Genomic DNA, 18,918 nt, shown 5'->3' with positions numbered 1-18,918 from the left:
TCCTTATTCACATACTATTGCTCTTGAGACATTTTTTTAACGATAAAAAAGGCGATCAGCAAGCCTGTTCCCGCAAGCAGGAAGATTGATCCTGGCATGGCTATTTCATAATCGACGCGTAGTAAGTGGTGTAAAATACCGCCTACCATTACTCCTGCTCCAATGCCCATAAGCAGCAGTGCAAAGTTCAGGGTTAAAATGCGCCACACCGGAGCTGCACGCTGAGGTGAACGGGTAAAAATACTGGCGTCAGCTCCTTTTTCGATGAGCGCCATGCGCTCCTTGTTTCGGGTGGAGAAATACAGATAGCAAACTCCGAAAAGCGCCGAAAAGATGGTTAATATTACAATTACTTCAGATCCCATTTTTTATAATTTTAAATGATTGATGTTATTTGTTTTGTTCATAGGACGGAATATTTTTCAATGTGGTTACGGCAAAGAGTAATTTTTTTTTGAACGACAAGTGTAACCTTAATTGAATTAATGTCGTCATATCGGTATAATGACTTTGCAACCAACCGATAAAGAGATCATTCGCAGCGTACGCGAAGGGGATGTTCAGGCATTTGGCCTGCTGGTGGATAAATACCAGCATATGGTCTATACCCTTGCCGTGCGGGTGGTCAAGAATCGGGAAATTGCAGAAGAAGTTGCACAGGATGCCTTTGTAAAGGCCTTCGAAGCCCTTGAGGGCTTTAAAGGGGAATCGAAATTTTCGACCTGGTTATACCGTATCGCCTATTACCGCGCTTTGGATGTGAGTGATCGCGAAAAGCGGAAATGGCGTGTGACGCACGAGGTAGCTGTGGAAGATAACCCTGCTGCCAGTGCCAATACCACCTGGACTGCCCTTATGGATGAGGAACGGGGGGAATTTATTAAAACCGTACTGGATTCCCTTACCGAGGAGGATCGTTCGGTACTCAGTTTGCACTACCTGCAGGAGCTCTCTTTAAAGGAAGTAGGAGAGATAATGGGGCTACAGCCCAATACCGTGAAGATTAGACTATATCGGGCACGTCAGCGAATGCTGACTTTTATACAAGAGCACCAATGCGATAAATGGTTACAGAATTATGGAAGCTGATCAAAACAACTGGGATTGGAAATCCTTGATGGCAGATGCCACCGAAAAAGCCCCTGAGGGATTTAGTAAGGGTGTTATGGACAAGATCCAGGCCTTACCTGAGGCAAGCTCCCCGATTACAGAAGAGATAAGCGTTGCTCCCTTACTTTCGAAACGCACCCTGTATTGGGTAGCGGGTTGGTTTGGCCTCCTGCTTTTTGGGGGTATATATTATTCGCAAGGCGATTCTCTTTTGAGTGCTGTGAGCAATCCACTGGAAGACCAATTCAGCCGCGTTCTCGCCTATACAGAATCGTTTCAAATTCCTTCCTGGGATTTACCCGGCTTACCCAGCAGTTATGGTTGGGCGGGTCTGGCTTTCATGTTTTTTGCAATGATATCGATTTATCGCATACAGAAAATGGCGCAACAGCATTTGAGTTTCTACAAGTAAAACAAGGCCCAGTAAATTAAGAATCCCTGTAACGGTAAACGCAGCCATAAGGCCACCTTTGGAATGTTAGCAAAGCGCTGAGGTTCCCGGACCATATAGAGGTGGACGGGCAGGAATGCCACCAGCATCAGAACAATTCCCCATAAGGCAATGGCCTTTAAATTGGGAAGCTGCGAATTGAACCAGCCAAAACTTACGGCCAACAGGGCAAGGCCTGCCAGGACTTCGAAGAAGCCGCTCCACCAAACCATAGCCTTCTTTGAAGGGAAATTCGGAGGCATGATCGCGATATAGGCTTTCGGGAAGATCCAATGCATCAGCCCGGCAACGATATACATACCGGCCATCATATAGTAATGCCAGGGGAATTCCATGCCGAAAAGATACGGAACTTACTTTACCATATCGTACGAACGCGCGATAAACTTGGTGAGTTCTTCGCCTTTTAGCAGGCCCTTGGAAAGGCGTGCGAGATCCAGGGATTGCCGGATCAGTCGCTCCCGCTTCTTATCTGTTTTGGTATTGAGGATTTCCCCGGTTAGCGGGTGGTTGGTGTTTACCACCAGGTTGTACATTTCCGGCATATTTCCCATGCCGAACATACCCCCGCCACCAGTCTGCTGCATTTCCTTCATCCGCCGCATAAATTCGGGTTCAGTGATAACAAAGGGAGCTTGCTTACTATCCATAGCCTCCAGCTGTACAGTAAACGAACTTTGTTCGCCAAGAACACCTTGCAACTGGCCTTTCAGGGTTTCCTGCTCTTCCTCCGACAGTTTGGAAATCTGCTTCTCCTCCTTCTGGATCAGTTTTTCCAGGGGATCGGCATCTACCCGGGCAAAGCTGATCTTTTCCTTGTCCCCTTCCAATTTCTGCATCAGGTGGGAAACAATCGGGCTGTCCATCAGCAAGACTTCGTATCCCTTTTCTTTAGCCGCTTCGATATAGCTGTGCTGTGCTTCGGTTTCCGAGGCGTAGAGAATCACGCATTTCCCGTCCTTATCCGTTTGCTGGGGAGCGATTTTCTCCTTGAGCTCTTCAAAGGTGTAATAGGCGCCATCCACGGTTGGATACAAAGCGAACCCGTCGGCCTTTTCATAGAATTTCTCCTCACTGAGCATTCCGTATTCGATAACGATCTTAATGTCGTTCCACTTTTGCTCAAATGCCTCGCGATCTTCCTTAAACAGGGATTGCAGTTTGTCGGCAACCTTTCGGGTGATGTAAGAGGAAATCTTTTTAACTGCTCCATCGGCCTGCAAGTACGAGCGACTTACGTTTAATGGAATGTCCGGGGAATCGATAACCCCGCGCAGCATGGTCAGGAATTCCGGAACAATACCCTCTACATTATCCGTTACAAATACCTGGTTCTGATACAGTTGAATCCTGTCTTTCTGTAGGTTCAGGTCATTCTTGAGTTTTGGGAAATAGAGAATCCCCGTAAGGTTGAAGGGATAATCCACATTTAAGTGGATGTTAAAGAGTGGCTCCTCGAATTGCATCGGGTAGAGCTCGCGGTAAAAAGCACCGTAGTCTTCGTCCTTGAGGTCCGTAGGCTTTTTAGTCCAGGCCGGATTAGGATTGTTGATGATGTCATCTACTTCCTGGGTAGGTGCTGGCTCGTCTTCTGCTGCGCCTTCGGGTTTAGGCAACGTCTCCGTACGGGTTCCGAACTTTATGGGAACCGGCATGAACTTATTATACTTCTGCAACAGTTCGCGAATCCTGCCTTCTTCCAGGAATTCCTCGCTGTCCTCAGCGATATGCAGGATTATTTCCGTTCCCCGCTCTTCCCGGGTACCTTCCGTTAATTCGAATTCCGGATTGCCCTCGCAGGACCAGTGCACCGAAGGGGCATCCTTAAAACTTTTAGTAATGATCTCCACCTTATCGGCAACCATAAAGGCCGAATAGAAACCTAATCCGAAATGCCCAATGATTCCGGCATCCTTCCCGGCGTCCTTGTACTTATCCAAAAACTCCTCTGCTCCCGAGAAAGCGACCTCATTGATGTATTTGGTAACTTCCTCTTCGGTCATCCCAATTCCCTGATCCGATATATGCAGGGTCTTAGCATCTTTGTTAACCTTAACCTCGATCTGAGGATTGCCGTATTCTACTTTAGCCTCTCCTATGGAAGTCAGGTGTTTGAGCTTCAGGGTCGCGTCCGTAGCATTTGAAATCAATTCCCTTAAGAATATTTCATGGTCGCTGTAGAGAAACTTCTTTATAAGTGGAAAAATATTGTCAACCGAAACGTTGATTTTACCTGTAGCCATTGCTATTTAATTTTAGAATAATCTTCAGATGAAAGTCAAAAAAAATACCAAAACAGCCCAGGGTGACAAATTGAGATCAGGCGTGACAAGATGACACGATAGCGGGGGGTATATTTTTTGTAAAAACTTTAACACGATTTTTTGTTTAACAAATTTGCAGAAAAGTTAAACATTATTATCTTTGACCTATCGATGGATGATGATCGATGCCATAAACGCATTAGAAGTCTGAAATCAGTTTGTTTATTAATTGGTTAGGTTGTTTGAAAAACGCGTTTTCCCTGAAAGCGCGTTTTTTATTCTCACCAAATACTCCTTAAGATTTACCCGATGGCGGCAACTAAAAAGAAGAAACCGGTAACTAAAGAACAACTCATCTCGGCATACATGCACCAAACCCTGGAGCGCGATGCCTACCCGTCCAATGAATACAGCTTTTGCCGGGTCGCTGAGATTCCGGAGGAGGACTTTTACACGCACTTCGGGTCCCTGGAAACTTTAAAAGAAGCTGTCTGGGTTGCATTTTTAGATCAAACCCTCTCGCTGCTCGAAAAAGATAAGGGATACCAGGACTATGGCACCCGGGAACGAATGCTGGCCTTTTACTATACCTTCTTCGAAATTTTAACCCTGAACCGTTCTTACGCCCTCTTTGTAGTGCGCAACGGGCAGAAAGACCTCTCCGAGATGCGACAACTGCGTGGCCTGCGTCGCGGTCTGCGGCAATACGCAGAAACCCTACCTCAGGAGGAAGCAGACGGGCAGGGTAAACTATCCCAGGCCCGTAGGCAAATTTTCTCAGAAGGGGTTTGGGTACACTGGCTTTTCCTTTTGCGTTTCTGGTCACGGGATACTTCCCCGGCTCAGGAGAAAACAGATATGGCTATCGAAAAATCTGTAAACACCTTGTTCGATCTCTTAGATTTCAGCCCCATCGAAAGCGTGGTAGACCTGGGTAAATTCCTTGTGAAAGAACGATTTGCCTGATACCCTATGAAAGCATTAGATCGCATCCCGGTAACCAAGATCGAACGGGCGGGCAAACTGGTCAAAACAGGGGTAAAAGTAGGCGGCAACTACGTAAAGCATTACGGTAAAAAGCTCGTCAACCCTAATCTGGACCGGGAATCCCTGAATGAGGACAATGCTCGCGATATTTACGATGGGCTTAAAGAGTTGAAGGGAAGTGCCCTGAAGGTAGCCCAAATGCTCAGCATGGAGAAGAACCTGCTCCCCCGGGCGTATGTCGACAGGTTCTCCCTGGCGCAATTCAATGTTCCCCCTTTATCTGCGCCTTTGGTCAGAAAAACATTCCGAAAATTTCACGGGGCAGGACCTGAATCCCTGTTCGATGAGTTCGAGTCGGAATCTACTCATGCGGCCAGTATTGGCCAGGTACATCGCGCCTGGAAGGATGGGAAGGCCCTTGCGGTAAAGATTCAATATCCGGGGGTGGCAGACAGTATTCACAGCGATTTGGCTCTGGTCAAGCCAATTGCCCTGCGGATGTTTAACCTGCAGGCCAAAGACACAGAAAAATATTTTAAGGAAGTCGCTGACAAACTTCAGGAAGAAACCGATTACACCCTGGAACTTTCGCAAAGCGTCGAAATTACAGAAGCCTGCGCCCATTTGGAGGGAATGCGTTTTCCCAGCTACTATCCGGAACTATCCTCGGAACGTATCCTCACCATGGATTGGATAGATGGCTTGCACCTGAGTGAAGCTTGTAAGGAAGGTCTCTCCCCAGATGTCGGCAATAAACTGGGACAAGCCCTCTGGGATTTTTACATGTTCCAGATCCACGGACTCAAAAAGGTTCATGCCGATCCGCATCCCGGAAATTTCCTGGTAGACCCAGCGAACAACCTGGTCGCCATTGATTTTGGGTGTATCAAGGAAATTCCCGAGGAATTCTATGCGCCTTATTTTGAATTGGCTACCTCCAGGAATTTTGAGGATAACGGATTTGTCCGGAAAAAACTCGAAGAGCTTGAAATCCTTTCTCCTGAAGACAGTCCTGAAGAGGGGCGCTTCTTTATGGACCTTTTCCGGGATATGCTCGAACTCTTCACACGTCCCTTTAAGAGTCAGCGTTTTGATTTTGCCAATGCCGACTTCTGGCAGGCTATTGCCGATTTAAGTCAACGCTATGCCAAGGATCCACAAGTCCGTAAAATGGACGCCGGACGCGGATCACGCCACTTTCTCTATATGAATCGTACATTCTTCGGGCTTTACAACCTCATGCACGACTTACAGGCCGAAGTGGAAATCGAAGGTTTTCGCAAGTATCTCTAAGGCTTTCGGGTTTCCTCCTGAGGGGTTGGCTTGAGGAATCGCTCCAACCACTGATCCTGTTCCCATAACAAATGCAGAATGCTCTCTTTGGCCCGGTATCCATGGCTTTCCTTGGGTAGCATTACCAGGCGTACCGTAGCGCCAAGACCTTTGAGCGCATTAAAGTACCGCTCGCTCTGCATGGGGTAGGTCCCTGAATTGTTATCGGCTTCCCCATGTACCAATAGTAGGGGAGTTTTCATCTTCTCGGCATGCATAAAAGGGGACATGGTATAGTACACCTCAGGTGCTTCCCAGTAGTTCCGCTCTTCGCTTTGGAATCCAAATGGGGTTAAGGTTCGATTATAGGCGCCGCTTCGGGCAATACCCGCTGCAAATAAATCGGAGTGGGAGAGCAGGTTGGCCACCATAAAGGCGCCATAACTATGTCCACCCACCGCAACGCGCTCCCTGTCGATGTAGCCCAGGGCGTCTACCGCGTCAATGGCAGCCTTGGCATTGGCTACCAATTGGGTTCTGAAGGTATCATTGGGTTGTTCTTCGCCTTCTCCGATAATGGGAAAAGCGGCACCATCCAGAATAGCATAACCCCGGGTAACCCAGTAAACGGGCGATCCCCAATAGGGATAAATAAATTCATTGGGATTATCAGTTACTTGAGCGGCACTCTGTTTATCTTTATATTCACGGGGATAGGCCCAGAGGATCATGGGCAGTTTTTCGCCGGAATCCCGATCGTAACCCACCGGCAGGTACAGGGTACCGCTAAGTGCCAGTCCGTCTTCACGCTCATAAGTGATTACCTCTTTGTATACATCCTGCATACTTTTAAACGGATTCTCAAAAAAGGTCAACTGCTGTGGACCTTTTCGCCGGATCAAACTCTTGAAATAATAGTTTGGATATTCCGTGGGGGACTCGATTTGTACCAGTAACCGATCCTCTTTGGGGCTGTACTCCATTAAGGATTCCATTTTACCCTCCAGGCGGGATTCGTACAAACGGGTTTTCTTCTGGGTTTTTAAATCGATGCGATCTACAAATGGAAATTGCCCGTCGGGGGTAAATCCATCTCCCAGCCTAAAGGCATTCCCCTTGCGATCCAAAGCGAGTACGTTGCGGCCAAACTCGTTTCTTTCCGTGGCAAAGTTCCCCGGGTCGCTGTAGCGGTCCTGATAGTTTCGATCGTCCAGCACCACAGGCTCTTTGCTCGCATTGGACGGATCAAAAACATAGGTTTTTGTATTTCGTGTATTCCACCAGTAATCCATGGCAATCGCCAGGTTTTTCGTTCCCCAGTAGATGCCACTGTAGCGATTGATGGTTTTCAGCAGCGGGCGAGCCTCACTATCAAAAGGGGCGTCCCATTGAAAGACTTCATCCCGGAATGGCACTTCATTGGCCGGGTCTCCACCATCGAGGGCTTCAGCGTAAATTATGCTCGCAGGACGGTCTGCCCGCCAGCTTAAATCGCGCATTCCCGTGCGCTCCGCCATAAACCCCTTAGGGAGGTCCTCGATCAGGGGCACCTCCAGGAGGGTCTTGACCTTGTTTCCGCCCTTGGTATAGACTTCAGTAGTCGATGGAAAGCGGTAGTACGGTACCAGATAGGAAAAGGGTTTTTCCACGGTGACTGCCATGAGATATTCGCCGTCCGGAGAAAAATCAAGGTTGCGGTACATGGCCGTTTCCCCCCAGAGCTCCTGGGAGCCGTCTATACCGATCCGATGGAGTTCCGAGCGGGCCAATTGCTCAAAATTGAAGGCATCATCCGGATTCTTGATCAGATCCTGATAGGTTCGGTTTTGGGCTTTTTTTCCATCGTTTGTGGAAATAGTAGGGCCGGAGGGCACTACTTCAGAGCGATTTACGAGTGCCTGTCGGTCGCTGGGCAGCATTTTAACCAGGAGGGCATTCCCATCGGCGAACCAGTTGATGACGTCGCCGAGATTCGCATTTAGGGGGCCTGCCGATAAGCGGCGGGCACTGGCCGCTTCCAAATCTACCAGCCAAAGTTCAACGCCGGTAGCCGAGGTATGGGTCAACGCCAATTTTCGCTGATCCGGAGATAACCTGAAATTTGAAAGCTGGGGTTTTTCCGGTAATCCGCTAACCGGGGTCGCTTCCCGGTCTGCCGGTGCTTTTACAGCCAGGGAGTTGTAATATGTAGTCCGGCTGCCAATGTTCGTTTTTGGATCAATCCGCAAGCCTGCCAGGCGCATTTCCTCCCGGGAAAGGGTAGCAATGCTTTTGTAACGGTTCCTTGAAAAAAGGATCATGAATTCCCCCGAATCAGTAGTCCAGACCGAAGGGGTCATAGGGGCATCCACAAGGTCCATGATTTCCTGTGGAGGTTTTTGATATTCCAACTGGGATTGGGCGGGCAGCGTTGCGGAGAGTAGTAGGAAAAAGGCGGTAAATAATGCTTTCATCGTAAGTTTTGTGATTCGATTTTTATACCTGAAAAGATACGGACTTTCCAATTAAGTAGTATTTTAGATTTTCCTAAGTACTTCATTTACTGAGGTCCGTAACCAAACGAAACGAGCATGTATCACTCCAAGATTTCCGGCCTGGGCTTTTTTGTGCCTGAACGGGTCGTAACCAATGACGATCTTTCTAAAGTAATGGATACCAACGATGCCTGGATCCGCGAACGAACAGGTATCGAACAGCGCAGGCATGTGGATCCCGATGGGGGAGAAACCACCACTTCTATGGGGGTGAAAGCCGCCCGACAGGCTATTGAGCGCGCCGGGATTGATAAGAATGATATTGACTTTATCATTTTTGCTACCCTCAGTCCGGACTACTATTTTCCCGGACCCGGGGTCCTGGTGCAGCGCGACCTGGAGCTGCCCACGGTGGGAGCTTTGGATGTGCGAAACCAATGTTCTGGATTTGTGTACGCCGTTTCCGTAGCGGATCAGTATATCCGTTCGGGGATGTACCGCAATATCCTTGTGATCGGTTCTGAACTACACTCCAAGGGCCTCGACATGACCACGCGGGGGCGCGGCGTTTCTGTCATTTTTGGAGATGGCGCCGGTGCGGCGATCCTGAGTCGCGAAGAGGATACCTCCAAGGGAATCCTTTCCTCCCATTTGCACAGCGAGGGACAACACGCAGAGGAACTCTCTTTGATTGCACCGGGAATGGGGCAGCGCTGGGTGAGTGACATTCTCGAAGATAACGACCCTGAAGACACCTCTTTCTACCCGTATATGAACGGGCAATTTGTTTTCAAAAATGCCGTCGTGCGCTTTAGCGAGGTCATTATGGAAGGCTTAAAGACCAATGGTCTGGAGGCTACCGACATTGATATGCTCATTCCGCATCAGGCAAACCTGCGAATCGCCCAGTTTATCCAGAAGAAATTCCGCCTGTCCGATGATCAGGTCTTTAACAATATCATGCACTACGGGAATACGACTGCCGCCAGTATCCCAATTGCCCTGACGGAGGCCTGGGAGGCTGGAAAAATCAAGGAAGGGGATCTTGTCGTGCTGGCCGCCTTCGGAAGTGGTTTTACTTGGGGAAGTGTAATAATCCGCTGGTAATAAAAGAACCCTGACCATTTGGCCAGGGTTCCTTAGGTCCGCTTCCTCAGCGTTAACCAACCACTCCACTGGGAGGTACGGATCCGTATGTTTAAGACGATTACTTTTTGGGATTGTTACGCTTTTCTTCAAGTTTAACAGCTATTAACAAAAGAGTTCCGCCCACGGGTTGTCTCTTTTGATCTATCTGCTGTTTAAAACAATCCACTGTTAGGACGAACTGGGCGGAAATATGTTACAGCAAAAAATACGAAGCCCCGACATCCCTTACGGGAGCCGGGGCTCGCTACATTGATAAGCTATACTAAACACTAACCATTAACTATAAAAAATACAGCGTTACCAATGATTATTCGTATCTATATGCTATAGACGCATTACTTTGCGAGTCGTTACAGCAGTGGTACCACTTTAACACATCTTATGACGGACAAAAAAACCCTGGTTATGGGGGCCTCCTTAAAGCCCCGGCGATATAGTTACCTGGCTGTGAAACGCCTGGTAAATAACGGGTTTGAAACAGTAGGTTTCGGACGAGTCGGGGGGACTTTGGAAAGTGCTAAAATTACATCGAATCTGGAAGAAATCAAAAGAATCCAGGATATCCACACCATCACACTCTATCTGAATAAAAACAATCAGGAACCATATTACGAATTTATTCAGAATTTACTTCCAAAGCGGGTTATTTTCAATCCGGGTACTGAGAATCCGGAATTCGAAGCGGAGCTCCGTGAGGCAGGTATTGAAGCGATTCAGGCCTGTACGTTGGTGATGCTGGCTGCCGGCACCTATTAAGCGCAGTGTTGGAATTTACTTCGGTTTACGAATCAGGTATAGCCCTAAAAAGGTGAGTAGTCCGTTGAGCGGCAGGAGTTCGTACCCAAATGCATATCCCCCCAGCCATTCACCAGGAAGGTTCGCCAGGGCATACACTCCGGAAATGACCAGGATGGCTACTACCCATACCCAACGATCCTTTAAGGCATACGGGGTGAGGATACCAAAGGCAAAGAGTCCCAGCAAAGGGCCATAGGTATAGGTGGCAACGGTGAGCAGGCCATCGATGACGTTCCGATCCAGGACGTATTTGAACGCGATGACCACGAGGATCAGGAGTAGGCTCATCCCAATATGAACGCGTTTCCTCAAGGCTTTTCGTTGATTTTTCTCCCGTTTTTCAATGCCGAGAAAATCCACGCAAAACGAAGTGGTTAAGGAAGTCAGTGCGCTATCGGCGCTACTGTAGGCGGCAGCGATGAGTCCCAACATAAAGGTTATGCCCACCCAGGGTCCCAAATCTCCATTCAGGGCAATTTCCGGGAAAAGGAGGTCGCTTTTCGGACTGCCATCCATCAGGGGTAGTCCAATTCCATTGCGTTGAGCATAAATAAAAAGCAGGGCGCCCAGCAGGAGGAATACAAAGTTCACTACAACCAGCACCAGGCTAAAACTGATCATGTTGGTGCGCGCGTCTTTCAGGTTCCTGCACGTCAGATTCTTTTGCATCATATCCTGGTCCAGGCCTGTCATACATATGGTGATAAACATCCCGCCAAAAAACGATTTGAGCAGGTGGTTTTTATCGGCCAGGGAATCGGTAAACCAGATCTGGCTGTATGCTTTGAGATCTTCGGATTTTAAAAATTCCCCCAGGCTCCAGCCAAGGCTGTCGTTTATAAAGTAAATACTCAATCCAACGGCCAACAACATAAAAAAGGTCTGCAGGGTATCTGTCCAGACAATGGTTTTTATGCCTCCTTTGAAGGTGTAAACCCAGATCAAGAGAATAGACAAGACAACGGTGAGCTCAAAAGGAACATTCCAGGCGTCAAAGACAAATTGTTGCAGGACTATCGCGACCAGAAATAGGCGGAAGGAAGCACCGAGAACCCTGGATATAAAAAAGGACAGGCTGCCCAAACGATAACTATGCCAACCAAAGCGCGTATCGAGGTATTCGTAGATGGAGGTCAGTCCCAGGCGATAATAAAGGGGTAGCAGGACCCAGGCTATTACAAAATATCCGGCCAGATAGCCGAAAACAACCTGCATATAGCTGAAACTCGAATCCTGCACCCACCCAGGAACGCTGATAAAGGTTACCCCGGAGAGGGAGGCCCCAATCATACCAAAGGCAACCAGGTACCAGGGCGATTGCTTCCCTGCGCGGAAAAAATCCTCATTGTTGTCGTTCTTCCCTGTAAAGTAGGCTATGATCAGCAGCAGGGCGAAATAGCCGCCAATCAATAGCAAAATGCCCGTGGAGTTCATGACCGATTTTAGCTGCGGCAAAGTACAAAACTTAAAATAGATGCGTAATTTTGTGGCCATGGAAATTTCCTCCCTTCTCTTACGCCGGGCCCTGGAAGAAGTCGCGCTGCTACCCGGGATTGGAAAGCGCACGGCGTTGCGTCTGGTGCTACATTTACTGCGGCAACCTGAGGCGCGAACACAGGCCTTGGCAGAGGCGCTCCTTGAATTAAGAGAAGGTATCCGCAGATGTAACGTGTGCCACAATATCAGCGATACAGAGCTATGCGAAATCTGTAGCAGCCCGAAACGGGAAGCAGCCCTGGTATGCGTGGTCGAAGATATACGGGATGTTATGGCCATCGAGGCTACCGGCCACTATCGCGGATTGTACCACGTACTCGGTGGAAAGATATCGCCAGTAGACGGCATTGGTCCTCAGGATTTGACCATCAAATCCCTGATTGACCGGGTTAAAGAAGGGGAGGTGAAAGAGGTGATTCTTGCCTTGAGTGCCACTATGGAAGGGGATACCACCAATTTTTATATCTACCGGCAACTGGAAGGTCTTGAGGTAACCCTGAGTACCATAGCCCGGGGTATTCCGGTAGGCGATGATCTGGAGTACGCAGATCAGGTAACCTTGGGAAGGTCTATCCTTCAGCGAATCCCTTTTGAGGGTTCTCTGAATCGATAGCCGTTGATAATTTTAATCTGTACAGGGCGTTATTTTATTATTTTTGCAACGAAAAAGCGATTTAGTGCTTCTAAATTGAGAATATGTCAACATTTGAATTGAAGCTGCCTCAAATGGGCGAAAGTGTAGCGGAGGCCACCCTGACCTCCTGGCTCAAGGAAGTAGGCGATACTATTGAGGCCGATGAGGCTGTCTTTGAGATTGCAACGGACAAGGTAGATTCGGAAGTCCCAAGTGAAGTAGACGGGGTTTTACTCGAGAAACGCTTCGATATTGACGATGTTGTGAAGGTAGGCGAAGTGGTTGCGGTAATTCAGGTAGGTGCTGAGGCAGGTGATTCACCTGCAGTGGCTGCACCATCGGTTGCGGCGCCAGCGGAAACTCAGGAAGTACAGTCCAAGGGCGAAGCAACAACGGCTGCCTCAGTGCCCCAGCCAGCTGCAGCAGTAAGCGAAGCAGCTACTCAGGCGGAGGACGCCATGCAGGCGGCACAACAGGCCCTTGCCCCGGTACCCGGCGACGGACGTTTCTATTCACCCCTGGTGCGAAACATGGCCCGGGAAGAAGGAATTGCTAAAGAGGAGTTAGAGAAAATCCCAGGTAGCGGCAAGGATGGTCGTGTGACCAAGGAGGATATGTTGAAATACATTGCAGGACGATCCAATACCGTACAACCTGCAACTCAGGAAATAAAATCAGCACCAGCACCGGCACCAACGACCCAAACCCAGGTCGCATCCGAAATTGCAACAGCTGCTCCGGCCGCACAGGAAAAAGCGACTACTGCGGCTGTACCCCCAGCAGGTTTGAAGGCAGGCGATGAAATCATTCCCCTAAGCCGCATGGGCAAGCTAATTGCCAAGCATATGCTGGAAAGCGTCACTACTTCGGCCCACGTACAGAGCTTTGTGGAAGTAGATGTTACCGAAGTGGTTAAATGGCGGGAGCGCGTTAAGAAGGGATTTGAGGCCCGGGAGGGGGAGAAACTCACCTTTACCCCAATTTTCCTGGAGGCTGTTGCCCACGCCCTCAAGAAGTATCCCCTGATGAATATTTCCCTGGATGGCGACCGGGTCATTAAAAAGAAGAATATAAACCTGGGGATGGCGGCCGCGCTTCCCGACGGCAACCTCATTGTGCCCGTAATTCGAAATGCGGATCAACTGAACCTGGTCGGTATGGCCCGGGCAGTGAATGATCTTGCCCATCGGGCGCGCACAAATGCCCTGAAGCCAGACGAAATTCAGGACGGGACCTACACAGTGACCAATGTGGGTTCCTTTGGAAGTGTTTTTGGAACACCGATTATCAATCAGCCGCAGGTAGGAATCCTCGCTTTGGGAGCCATCCGTAAAGAACCTTCGGTAATTGAAACCGCTGATGGAGATTTTATCGGGATCCGATCAAAAATGTTCCTGTCCCACAGTTATGATCACCGCGTAGTCAACGGCGCCCTTGGAGGTATGTTTGTAAAGGCCGTTGCCGATTATCTGGAGGCCTGGGACCCGGAACGAGAGGTGTAAGTCCTTTACTATCCCTGGCCAGTCGGCTGTAGAATTGAAACATCATCATGGAATTAAACCTCAAAAAACCCATTTGCTTTTTTGACCTGGAAACCACCGGGACCAATATTGCCAAAGACCGGATCGTAGAGATAGCGATTTTGAAAGTACACCCGAACGGCAATAAGGAAAGCAAGACCTGGCTGGTGAATCCCGGAATGCCGATTCCGGCCGAAGCTGCTGCCATTCATGGAATTACGGATGAAAAAGTAGCAGGCCACCCTTCATTCAAGGAGCTGTCCTCGGAAATCTATCAGATGATTCGCGGTTGTGATTTGGGAGGTTTTAATTCCAACCGTTTTGACATTCCGCTGCTTGCCGAAGAATTGCTTCGGGCAGGTGTGGATTTTGAAATGAAAAATGCTAAAAGCGTCGATGTCCAGACCATCTTCCACAAGATGGAAAAACGAACCCTGGAGGCCGCCTACGCCTTTTACTGCGGGAAACAACTCACCGATGCCCATAGTGCCGGCGCCGACACCCAGGCAACGTATGAAGTGCTGCTCGCTCAATTGGATCGCTATCCTGAATTGAAAAATGATATTGCCGAATTAGCCGCATTCTCGACCCATAACGACACCCTGGACTTTGCCGGTTTTGTAAGGCGGAATGAGGAAGGGGAACCTATCTTTGGATTCGGGAAACACAAAGGCCGCCTGGTCGATGAGGTGTTGGAACAGGAACCCGGTTATTTGGGATGGATCCTCAATGCGGACTTTCCGCTATACACCAAGAAGGTGCTTACTCAAATCAAATTGAGCAAATTAAATAACCGATTGGGATGAAGTTGATCTGTGTTGGCCGGAATTACGCCGACCATATTACCGAGTTGAGCAATGAACGCCCTAAAGATCCGGTGCTCTTTATAAAGCCCGATTCGGCCATCCTGCCCCGGGAACAGGACTTCTACATCCCGGAATTTTCTAATGAGATCCACCACGAAATCGAAGTACTGCTTCGAATCTGCAAGGTTGGGAAACATATTGCGCCCGAATTCGCCCATACCTATTACGATGCGATTACGGTAGGCCTGGATTTTACCGCCAGGGACTTGCAGCAGGAATTAAAACAAAAAGGCTTGCCCTGGGAGAAGGCCAAAGGATTTGACGGCGCAGCCGTGATTGGGAACTGGGTACCCGCCAAGCGCTTTACGGATCACAATTCCCTGAATTTTGAATTACAACGGAACGGGGAAGTGGTACAAAGCGGAAATACAAACTCAATGCTGTGGGGTATTGACCAACTCATCGCCTATGTCTCCACCTTTTTTACACTGAAAAAAGGAGATATCCTCTTTACCGGAACCCCCGCCGGGGTTGGCAGGGTTGCGTCAAATGATTACCTTGTCGGCTCCCTCGAGGGAGAAACTATGTTTTCTCTAAAAGTTAAATAATGATCTACAGCCTGGATAAAATCAATGAGATGGCAGATGGTGATGAAGATTTCATCCTTTCGGTAATTTCTGTATTCCTGGAGGAAGTTCCCCCGGATTTAGAAGCCCTGGAAGCTGCTATTGGTGCATCAAACTACGAACAGGTGTACCAACTCGCGCATAAAATCAAACCCAACGTTGACCTGTTGGGGATGGAGCAAACCCGCGCCACCGCCCTGGAAATAGAAACCCTTGGGAAAACCGAAGGGAATATGGAGGAGATTCGTGAGCGTTTCCCCTTGCTCAAAACAGATATCAACCAGGTTATTGGCGAACTCCGGAACGATTTTGAGCTTTAATGCGGGCTGAAATTCTGACCATAGGCGATGAGATCCTTATTGGCCAGATCGTGGATACCAATTCCGCGTTTCTGGCTTCAGAACTAACCAAAATCGGGGTTTCTGTATTTCAGATAAGCTCTGTACAGGACGATCGCGAACACATTATCCAGGCGTTAAAGGAGGCTGAGTCTCGTGCCGAACTCATCATTATGACCGGTGGGCTTGGCCCGACCAAGGACGATATTACCAAACATACTATTTGTGAATATGTCGGGGATGAGCTCAAGCAGGACGATTCCGTCCTGGAGCATATCGAGGAACTATTCCGGAAATACATTAGCACGCCCATCTCTGATCTGAATCGCCGCCAGGCGCTCGTGCCCAGCCGGGCAACGGTACTCCACAACGCTTATGGTACAGCTCCCGGAATGTGGATGAAAGCGAACAATGCGGTTTTGGTTTCCCTCCCGGGAGTACCCCTGGAAATGAAGGCCTTATTCAGCAATGAAGTAGTCCCGAGAATTCGGGAAACATTCCGTCCCCCGGTACTTTTACACCGCACCCTGATTACCTATGGATTGGGCGAAAGTGCCATTGCACAGCGTATTTCGGATTGGCAGGATAATCTTCCGCGGCACTTCAAATTGGCTTACTTGCCCAATCTGGGTAAAGTGCGTCTACGACTCTCGGCTAAGGGAACAGATGCCGTTGCCCTGGAGGAGGAAATGGATCAATTGTTAGGGGAATTGGCCGACCAGGTTCGGGATATTCTCTACGGGGAAGAGGCCGGGGAATCCCTGGAAGAAACTATTCTGCGGATTTGCGGGGAAAAAAATCTTACCCTCGGTGCAGCCGAAAGCTTTACCGGAGGAAGGATCGCTTCCCAGATAACCATGGTACCCGGAGCTTCCAAGGTGTTTTTAGGAAGTTTGGTTACCTATGCCACGCGAATAAAGAATGAAGTACTGGGAGTTCCCCAGGATCTTATCGAGGAGCATTCGGTAGTAAGCGAAGCGGTGGCGCTTGCCATGGCCAGGCAAGCCCGGAAGGTACTCAATGCGGACTTTGCCATCGCCACTACAGGCAATGCCGGACCCACTAAAGGAGATTCAGATAGTCCGGTAGGTACGGTATATTTGGCAGTCAGTGGTCCCAAGGGCGAAGTTTGCCAAAAATTCGAGATGGGGAACCATCGGGAGCGAATCGTCCAAAAGGCTGTACATAAGGGTTTTGAGATGCTTATGACGGAAATCCTAAAATTCTGAAAAAGATGTTTGGACAGCCGCTTAAAATGACATAAATTTGCAGCCTGTTTTGAACCACGAAAGTTTAGCGCAATGTCAAAAGTTTGTGAACTTACCGGAAAAAGGGCCCAATTTGGAAATAATGTGTCCTTCTCTATCAACAAGACCAGGCGTCGGTTCGATGTAAACCTGACCAAAAAGCGGTTCTACATTCCGGAAGAAGACCGGTGGGTAACCCTTAAGGTTTCCGCCCGCGCTCTCAAGACTATCAACAAGAAAGGAATTTCTGCCGTATTGAAGGATGCCCGTGAGAAGGGTGTGCTCCGATAAGACAAGGATCAAAAATTAGGTCATGGCCAAGAAAGGTAACAGAGTACAGGTAATTCTCGAGTGCACGGAGCACAAAGAGTCTGGTATGCCGGGAACATCCCGTTACATCACCACCAAGAATAAAAAGAATACGCCGGATCGTATGGAACTCAAGAAGTTCAATCCAATCCTTAAGCGTATGACAGTTCATAAAGAAATAAAATAAAGAATCATGGCTAAGAAGACCGTTGCAACCCTGCAATCCAGTTCCAAGCGACTGACCAAAGCCATCAAAATGGTTAAGTCTCCTAAATCCGGAGCCTACACCTTCGTGGAATCTGTAATGGCTCCCGAATTGGTGAACGATTGGTTGGCTAAAAAGTAAAAGAGCGAAGGGAATATTTCCCCGCAAGACATAGCAAAACCGCCCTTTTAAGGGGCGGTTTTTTTGTTGGTTTTAGCAGCTCTTTACAATATAGTATCTTAGCAATTCAGCTGATTTTCATGAGTTTTTTCAAACGTATATTTTCATCGGAAAAGAAGGAGACTCTGGACAAAGGTCTGGAGAAATCCAAAACGAGCTTTCTTTCCAAGTTAAGCAAAGCTGTAGCCGGTAAATCAAGGGTAGATGATGAGGTGCTCGACGATTTGGAGGAAGTATTGGTTACTTCCGACGTCGGGGTAGAAACCACCCTAAAGATCATTGAGCGGATCGAGGCCCGGGTAGCCCGGGATAAATACGTCAACACGGAGGAACTCAATGGAATCCTTCGGGAAGAGATTGCCGGTTTACTCTCAGAGACTGAGACCGGCCAGGCGGCCGAATTAAAGCTGCCTGAAGTCGATGGTCCTTACGTTATCATGGTAGTAGGGGTCAATGGTGTTGGAAAAACAACCACCATTGGAAAATTAGCCTATCAGTTCAGAATGCAGGGTAAAAAGGTAGTGTTAGGCGCTGCCGATACTTTCCGTGCAGCTGCGATCGAGCAGCTCGAAATTTGGGCGGATCGGGCCGAGGTGCCTATTGTAAAACAAAATATGGGAAGTGATCCCGCTTCTGTGGCCTTTGACACCCTCCAATCTGCAGTGGGGCAGGGGGCCGACGTTGTGCTTATCGACACGGCGGGAAGATTGCACAATAAAGTGAACCTGATGAACGAGCTTTCCAAGGTACGTCGCGTTATGCAAAAAGTAGTTCCTGACGCTCCGCATGAGGTACTGCTTGTGCTCGACGGCTCTACAGGTCAGAATGCCTTTGAACAGGCACGGCAGTTTACCAAGGCAACTGAAGTCAGTTCCCTTGCAGTTACCAAATTAGATGGAACCGCTAAAGGGGGCGTGGTCATCGGAATTTCCGACCAGTTTCAGATACCCGTCAAGTATATCGGTGTGGGGGAAGGCATGGAAGATTTACAGGTGTTCAACAAGTATGAATTTGTAGATTCTTTCTTTAAGCTGGAAAACTAAATCCTCCG

Annotated in this window: 21 protein-coding genes; 16 read left to right on the top strand and 5 right to left on the bottom strand. The window is 48.7% G+C overall.

All coding sequences use genetic code 11. The annotated features are described in order from the left end of the window. Window positions 1-14: 14 nt before the first annotated feature. Window positions 15-365: a DUF6249 domain-containing protein gene (locus tag BM318_RS01405; RefSeq protein WP_092980086.1), complete on the bottom strand. Its 351-nt coding sequence runs from the start codon at window positions 363-365 to the stop codon at window positions 15-17. A gap of 139 nt (window positions 366-504) precedes the next feature. Between BM318_RS01405 and BM318_RS01400 the strand changes: the two genes are divergently transcribed. Both BM318_RS01400 and BM318_RS01395 read left to right on the top strand, forming a co-directional pair. Then, a complete protein-coding gene (locus tag BM318_RS01400) occupies window positions 505-1,089 on the top strand; it encodes an RNA polymerase sigma factor (RefSeq protein ID WP_092980084.1) in 585 nt (194 codons plus the stop codon). Next, window positions 1,079-1,522 (top strand): hypothetical protein, encoded by a 444-nt coding sequence (locus BM318_RS01395; protein WP_092980082.1) that lies wholly within the window; start codon window positions 1,079-1,081, stop codon window positions 1,520-1,522. The genes BM318_RS01400 and BM318_RS01395 overlap by 11 nt, the downstream gene beginning before the upstream one ends. Here BM318_RS01395 and BM318_RS01390 read toward each other — a convergent pair. Then, window positions 1,513-1,896 (bottom strand): DoxX family protein, encoded by a 384-nt coding sequence (locus tag BM318_RS01390; RefSeq protein ID WP_092980080.1) that lies wholly within the window; start codon window positions 1,894-1,896, stop codon window positions 1,513-1,515. The genes BM318_RS01395 and BM318_RS01390 overlap by 10 nt on opposite strands. Window positions 1,897-1,914: 18 nt before the next feature. Next, entirely contained in the window at window positions 1,915-3,804 is a 1,890-nt protein-coding gene (gene htpG / locus BM318_RS01385) for a molecular chaperone HtpG (protein ID WP_092980078.1), read from the bottom strand. A 330-nt stretch (window positions 3,805-4,134) separates the two neighbouring features. Here htpG and BM318_RS01380 point away from each other — a divergent pair, with 330 nt between their 5' ends. Both BM318_RS01380 and BM318_RS01375 read left to right on the top strand, forming a co-directional pair. Further along, complete coding sequence (locus BM318_RS01380) at window positions 4,135-4,791, top strand: TetR family transcriptional regulator C-terminal domain-containing protein (protein ID WP_092980076.1); 657 nt, start codon at window positions 4,135-4,137, stop codon at window positions 4,789-4,791. Window positions 4,792-4,797: 6 nt separating this feature from the next. Beyond that, window positions 4,798-6,105, top strand: a complete 1,308-nt coding sequence (locus BM318_RS01375; protein WP_092980075.1) for an ABC1 kinase family protein — start codon at window positions 4,798-4,800, stop codon at window positions 6,103-6,105. On the opposite strand, the gene BM318_RS01370 is transcribed toward BM318_RS01375, so the two are convergent. Continuing rightward, window positions 6,102-8,537, bottom strand: coding sequence for an alpha/beta hydrolase family protein (locus BM318_RS01370; RefSeq protein WP_092980074.1), 2,436 nt, complete (start codon window positions 8,535-8,537; stop codon window positions 6,102-6,104). The two genes, BM318_RS01375 and BM318_RS01370, sit on opposite strands and share 4 nt — an antisense overlap. 117 nt (window positions 8,538-8,654) lie before the next feature. Here BM318_RS01370 and BM318_RS01365 point away from each other — a divergent pair, with 117 nt between their 5' ends. Together BM318_RS01365 and BM318_RS01360 are read left to right on the top strand one after the other, a co-directional pair. Then, entirely contained in the window at window positions 8,655-9,665 is a 1,011-nt protein-coding gene (locus BM318_RS01365) for a 3-oxoacyl-ACP synthase III family protein (RefSeq protein ID WP_092980072.1), read from the top strand. 423 nt (window positions 9,666-10,088) lie between these two features. Then, on the top strand, window positions 10,089-10,463 hold the full coding sequence (locus tag BM318_RS01360; protein ID WP_092980071.1) for a CoA-binding protein: 375 nt from the start codon (window positions 10,089-10,091) through the stop codon (window positions 10,461-10,463). A 15-nt stretch (window positions 10,464-10,478) separates the two neighbouring features. On the opposite strand, the gene BM318_RS01355 is transcribed toward BM318_RS01360, so the two are convergent. Then, the gene (locus tag BM318_RS01355; RefSeq protein WP_092980070.1) at window positions 10,479-11,939 is read right to left on the bottom strand and encodes a sodium:solute symporter; all 1,461 of its coding nucleotides are present in this window, start codon (window positions 11,937-11,939) and stop codon (window positions 10,479-10,481) included. A 58-nt stretch (window positions 11,940-11,997) separates the two neighbouring features. Here BM318_RS01355 and recR point away from each other — a divergent pair, with 58 nt between their 5' ends. The 10 genes from recR to ftsY all read left to right on the top strand — a co-directional run bounded on the left by recR (window position 11,998) and on the right by ftsY (window position 18,910). Beyond that, a complete protein-coding gene (gene recR / locus BM318_RS01350; RefSeq protein ID WP_092982015.1) occupies window positions 11,998-12,615 on the top strand; it encodes a recombination mediator RecR in 618 nt (205 codons plus the stop codon). 83 nt (window positions 12,616-12,698) lie between these two features. Continuing rightward, window positions 12,699-14,138, top strand: a complete 1,440-nt coding sequence (locus tag BM318_RS01345; protein ID WP_092980068.1) for a dihydrolipoamide acetyltransferase family protein — start codon at window positions 12,699-12,701, stop codon at window positions 14,136-14,138. A 47-nt stretch (window positions 14,139-14,185) separates the two neighbouring features. Continuing rightward, window positions 14,186-14,962 (top strand): 3'-5' exonuclease, encoded by a 777-nt coding sequence (locus tag BM318_RS01340; protein ID WP_092980066.1) that lies wholly within the window; start codon window positions 14,186-14,188, stop codon window positions 14,960-14,962. Beyond that, a complete protein-coding gene (locus BM318_RS01335) occupies window positions 14,959-15,570 on the top strand; it encodes a fumarylacetoacetate hydrolase family protein (protein ID WP_092980064.1) in 612 nt (203 codons plus the stop codon). Before BM318_RS01340 ends, BM318_RS01335 begins: the two co-directional genes overlap by 4 nt. Beyond that, complete coding sequence (locus BM318_RS01330; protein ID WP_092980063.1) at window positions 15,570-15,908, top strand: Hpt domain-containing protein; 339 nt, start codon at window positions 15,570-15,572, stop codon at window positions 15,906-15,908. The genes BM318_RS01335 and BM318_RS01330 overlap by 1 nt, the downstream gene beginning before the upstream one ends. Further along, entirely contained in the window at window positions 15,908-17,155 is a 1,248-nt protein-coding gene (locus BM318_RS01325; protein WP_092980061.1) for a competence/damage-inducible protein A, read from the top strand. Before BM318_RS01330 ends, BM318_RS01325 begins: the two co-directional genes overlap by 1 nt. 72 nt (window positions 17,156-17,227) lie before the next feature. Beyond that, on the top strand, window positions 17,228-17,464 hold the full coding sequence (gene rpmB / locus BM318_RS01320) for a 50S ribosomal protein L28 (protein ID WP_092980060.1): 237 nt from the start codon (window positions 17,228-17,230) through the stop codon (window positions 17,462-17,464). A gap of 22 nt (window positions 17,465-17,486) precedes the next feature. Further along, window positions 17,487-17,669, top strand: a complete 183-nt coding sequence (rpmG, locus tag BM318_RS01315; protein WP_088342152.1) for a 50S ribosomal protein L33 — start codon at window positions 17,487-17,489, stop codon at window positions 17,667-17,669. Window positions 17,670-17,675: 6 nt separating this feature from the next. Continuing rightward, entirely contained in the window at window positions 17,676-17,828 is a 153-nt protein-coding gene (locus BM318_RS01310) for a DUF4295 domain-containing protein (protein WP_092980058.1), read from the top strand. Between the two features lie 119 nt (window positions 17,829-17,947). Then, on the top strand, window positions 17,948-18,910 hold the full coding sequence (ftsY, locus tag BM318_RS01305; RefSeq protein WP_092980056.1) for a signal recognition particle-docking protein FtsY: 963 nt from the start codon (window positions 17,948-17,950) through the stop codon (window positions 18,908-18,910). The last annotated feature ends 8 nt before the right edge of the window (window positions 18,911-18,918 follow it).

It is taken from the genome of Robiginitalea myxolifaciens (assembly GCF_900115205.1).
GTDB classification, from domain to species: Bacteria; Bacteroidota; Bacteroidia; order Flavobacteriales; family Flavobacteriaceae; genus Robiginitalea; species Robiginitalea myxolifaciens.
Note: the sequence above shows the minus strand (reverse complement) of the source record. Positions and strands in the feature narration are given on the sequence as shown.

Coding starts and splice junctions, on each gene's coding strand:
- BM318_RS01405 (WP_092980086.1), bottom strand. CDS start 365: ATGGGATCTGAAGTAATTGTAATATTAACCATCTTTTCGGCGCTTTTC.
- BM318_RS01400 (WP_092980084.1), top strand. CDS start 505: ATGACTTTGCAACCAACCGATAAAGAGATCATTCGCAGCGTACGCGAA.
- BM318_RS01395 (WP_092980082.1), top strand. CDS start 1,079: ATGGAAGCTGATCAAAACAACTGGGATTGGAAATCCTTGATGGCAGAT.
- BM318_RS01390 (WP_092980080.1), bottom strand. CDS start 1,896: ATGGAATTCCCCTGGCATTACTATATGATGGCCGGTATGTATATCGTT.
- htpG (WP_092980078.1), bottom strand. CDS start 3,804: ATGGCTACAGGTAAAATCAACGTTTCGGTTGACAATATTTTTCCACTT.
- BM318_RS01380 (WP_092980076.1), top strand. CDS start 4,135: ATGGCGGCAACTAAAAAGAAGAAACCGGTAACTAAAGAACAACTCATC.
- BM318_RS01375 (WP_092980075.1), top strand. CDS start 4,798: ATGAAAGCATTAGATCGCATCCCGGTAACCAAGATCGAACGGGCGGGC.
- BM318_RS01370 (WP_092980074.1), bottom strand. CDS start 8,537: ATGAAAGCATTATTTACCGCCTTTTTCCTACTACTCTCCGCAACGCTG.
- BM318_RS01365 (WP_092980072.1), top strand. CDS start 8,655: ATGTATCACTCCAAGATTTCCGGCCTGGGCTTTTTTGTGCCTGAACGG.
- BM318_RS01360 (WP_092980071.1), top strand. CDS start 10,089: ATGACGGACAAAAAAACCCTGGTTATGGGGGCCTCCTTAAAGCCCCGG.
- BM318_RS01355 (WP_092980070.1), bottom strand. CDS start 11,939: ATGAACTCCACGGGCATTTTGCTATTGATTGGCGGCTATTTCGCCCTG.
- recR (WP_092982015.1), top strand. CDS start 11,998: ATGGAAATTTCCTCCCTTCTCTTACGCCGGGCCCTGGAAGAAGTCGCG.
- BM318_RS01345 (WP_092980068.1), top strand. CDS start 12,699: ATGTCAACATTTGAATTGAAGCTGCCTCAAATGGGCGAAAGTGTAGCG.
- BM318_RS01340 (WP_092980066.1), top strand. CDS start 14,186: ATGGAATTAAACCTCAAAAAACCCATTTGCTTTTTTGACCTGGAAACC.
- BM318_RS01335 (WP_092980064.1), top strand. CDS start 14,959: ATGAAGTTGATCTGTGTTGGCCGGAATTACGCCGACCATATTACCGAG.
- BM318_RS01330 (WP_092980063.1), top strand. CDS start 15,570: ATGATCTACAGCCTGGATAAAATCAATGAGATGGCAGATGGTGATGAA.
- BM318_RS01325 (WP_092980061.1), top strand. CDS start 15,908: ATGCGGGCTGAAATTCTGACCATAGGCGATGAGATCCTTATTGGCCAG.
- rpmB (WP_092980060.1), top strand. CDS start 17,228: ATGTCAAAAGTTTGTGAACTTACCGGAAAAAGGGCCCAATTTGGAAAT.
- rpmG (WP_088342152.1), top strand. CDS start 17,487: ATGGCCAAGAAAGGTAACAGAGTACAGGTAATTCTCGAGTGCACGGAG.
- BM318_RS01310 (WP_092980058.1), top strand. CDS start 17,676: ATGGCTAAGAAGACCGTTGCAACCCTGCAATCCAGTTCCAAGCGACTG.
- ftsY (WP_092980056.1), top strand. CDS start 17,948: ATGAGTTTTTTCAAACGTATATTTTCATCGGAAAAGAAGGAGACTCTG.